This window comes from Gluconobacter wancherniae NBRC 103581 (genome assembly GCF_007988885.1).
In the GTDB taxonomy this organism is placed as follows: Bacteria; Pseudomonadota; Alphaproteobacteria; order Acetobacterales; family Acetobacteraceae; genus Gluconobacter; species Gluconobacter wancherniae.
In genome coordinates this window covers 1-2500 of the sequence record NZ_BJUZ01000006.1, presented here as the reverse complement: position 1 = coordinate 2500, position 2500 = coordinate 1, and the positions used below count along the sequence as shown (strand labels likewise).

1 tRNA gene and 2 rRNA genes (1 of these 3 cut by a window edge) are annotated in these 2500 nt (G+C 54.8%); all 3 read left to right on the top strand.

Features of this window, described 5'->3' with window-relative positions:
* Window positions 1–2171, top strand: a 23S ribosomal RNA gene (locus tag GWA01_RS12900); it begins 565 nt to the left of the window's first position.
* An 89-nt stretch (window positions 2172–2260) separates the two neighbouring features.
* A 5S ribosomal RNA gene (gene rrf / locus GWA01_RS12895) occupies window positions 2261–2375 on the top strand.
* A 47-nt stretch (window positions 2376–2422) separates the two neighbouring features.
* A tRNA-Met gene (locus tag GWA01_RS12890) sits at window positions 2423–2499 on the top strand.
* Window position 2500 lies beyond the last annotated feature (1 nt).

The window sequence follows — 2500 nt, the reverse complement described above, 5'->3', positions numbered from 1 at the left end:
GTTTCTGTTTGCAGCGAGCTTAAGCCGTTAGGTGTAGGCGTAGCGAAAGCGAGTCTGAATAGGGCGAATGAGTTGCTGGCAGAAGACCCGAAACCGAGTGATCTAGCCATGGCCAGGCTGAAGGTGCGGTAACACGCACTGGAGGGCCGAACCCACGCCTGTTGAAAAAGTCGGGGATGAGCTGTGGCTAGGGGTGAAAGGCCAATCAAACTCGGAGATAGCTGGTTCTCCGCGAAATCTATTGAGGTAGATCGTCGGGTGTTTACCCTGGGGGGTAGAGCACTGGATGGGCTAGGGGGGCCCAAAGCCTTACCAAACCTAACCAAACTCCGAATACCCAGGAGTATAGCCCGGCAGACAGACAGTGGGTGCTAAGGTCCATTGTCGAGAGGGAAACAGCCCAGACCACCAGCTAAGGCCCCCAAATCGTGGCTAAGTGGGAAAGGATGTGGGGATTCCAAAACAACCAGGAGGTTGGCTTAGAAGCAGCCATCCTTTAAAGAAAGCGTAATAGCTCACTGGTCTATTAGAAACCCTGCGCCGAAAATGTAACGGGGCTCAAGCCACGTGCCGAAGCTGTGGGTGCATTCTTTGAATGCGCGGTAGCGGAGCGTTCCGTAAGTCTGCGAAGGAGGCGGGGTGACCCCCTCTGGAGATATCGGAAGTGCGAATGCTGACATGAGTAGCGATAAACAGTGCGAGAAACACTGTCGCCGAAAGTCCAAGGGTTCCTGCGCAAGGTTAATCCACGCAGGGTGAGCCGGCCCCTAAGGCGAGGGCGAGAGCCGTAGTCGATGGGAACCAGTTGAATATTACTGGGCCTGCCAGAAGTGACGAATGCAATATGTTGTCTGCCCTTAATGGATTGGGCAGGCTTTTGGAGCATTCCAGGAAATAGCTCTGGCGTATAGACCGTACCCTAAACCGACACAGGTGGACTGGTAGAGTATACCAAGGCGCTTGAGAGAACGATGCTGAAGGAACTAGGCAAATTGCTCGTGTAACTTCGGGATAAACGAGACCCAATCGTGGGCAACCATGGTTGGGTGGCACAGACCAGGGGGTAGCGACTGTTTAGTAAAAACACAGGGCTCTGCGAAATCGTGAGATGACGTATAGGGCCTGACGCCTGCCCGGTGCCGGAAGGTTAAGAGGAGATGTGAGAGCATTGAATTGAAGCCCCGGTAAACGGCGGCCGTAACTATAACGGTCCTAAGGTAGCGAAATTCCTTGTCGGGTAAGTTCCGACCTGCACGAATGGCGTAACGACTTCCCCGCTGTCTCCAGCATCGACTCAGCGAAATTGAATTCCCCGTGAAGATGCGGGGTACCCGCGGTCAGACGGAAAGACCCTATGAACCTTTACTGTAGCTTTGCAGTGGCATCAGGAAAATTCTGTGTAGGATAGGTCGGAGGCTTTGAAACCCGGGCGCCAGCTCGGGTGGAGCCATCCTTGAAATACGACCCTGAATTTTTCTGATGTCTAACCGAGACCAGTTAGCCTGGTTCGGGACCCTGCATGGTGGACAGTTTGACTGGGGCGGTCGCCTCCCAAAGTGTAACGGAGGCGCGCGATGGTGGGCTCAAGTCGGTCGGACATCGACTGTTGAGTGCAATGGCATAAGCCCGCCTGACTGCGAGAATGACAGTTCGAGCAGAGACGAAAGTCGGCCATAGTGATCCGGTGGTCCCACGTGGACGGGCCATCGCTCAACGGATAAAAGGTACTCTAGGGATAACAGGCTGATCTCCCCCAAGAGTCCACATCGACGGGGAGGTTTGGCACCTCGATGTCGGCTCATCACATCCTGGGGCTGGAGCAGGTCCCAAGGGTTCGGCTGTTCGCCGATTAAAGTGGTACGTGAGCTGGGTTTAGAACGTCGTGAGACAGTTCGGTCCCTATCTGCCGTGGGTGTAAGAGACTTGAGAGGATTTGTCCCTAGTACGAGAGGACCGGGATGAACATACCTCTGGTGCACCGGTTGTCGCGCCAGCGGCACAGCCGGGTAGCTAAGTGTGGACGGGATAACCGCTGAAAGCATCTAAGCGGGAAACCCACCTCAAAACGAGGTCTCATAGGGCCGTGAAAGACCATCACGTTGATAGGTCAGGTGTGTAAGCGCGGTAACGCGCTCAGCTAACTGATCCTAATCGCCCATATCTCTCACTCCAAACACATGCACAGAAATCAGCCACACTCATAAAAATTACTCACAGCGCACCAACCTCACCCTCTCAAAAGACAGGGTGAGCTAGAAGACCTGGTGGCCATTGCGAGGGCCCTCCACCCGATCCCATCCCGAACTCGGCCGTGAAATCCCTCAGCGCCTATGATACTGCATCTTAAGGTGCGGAAAAGTCGGTCGCCGCCAGGTCCCCCAGCTCACCCAATCACAAAAAAACCAACACCAATAACCACCTCCGCGGGGTGGAGCAGCCCGGTAGCTCGTCAGGCTCATAACCTGAAGGCCGTAGGTTCAAATCCTACCCCCGCAACCAA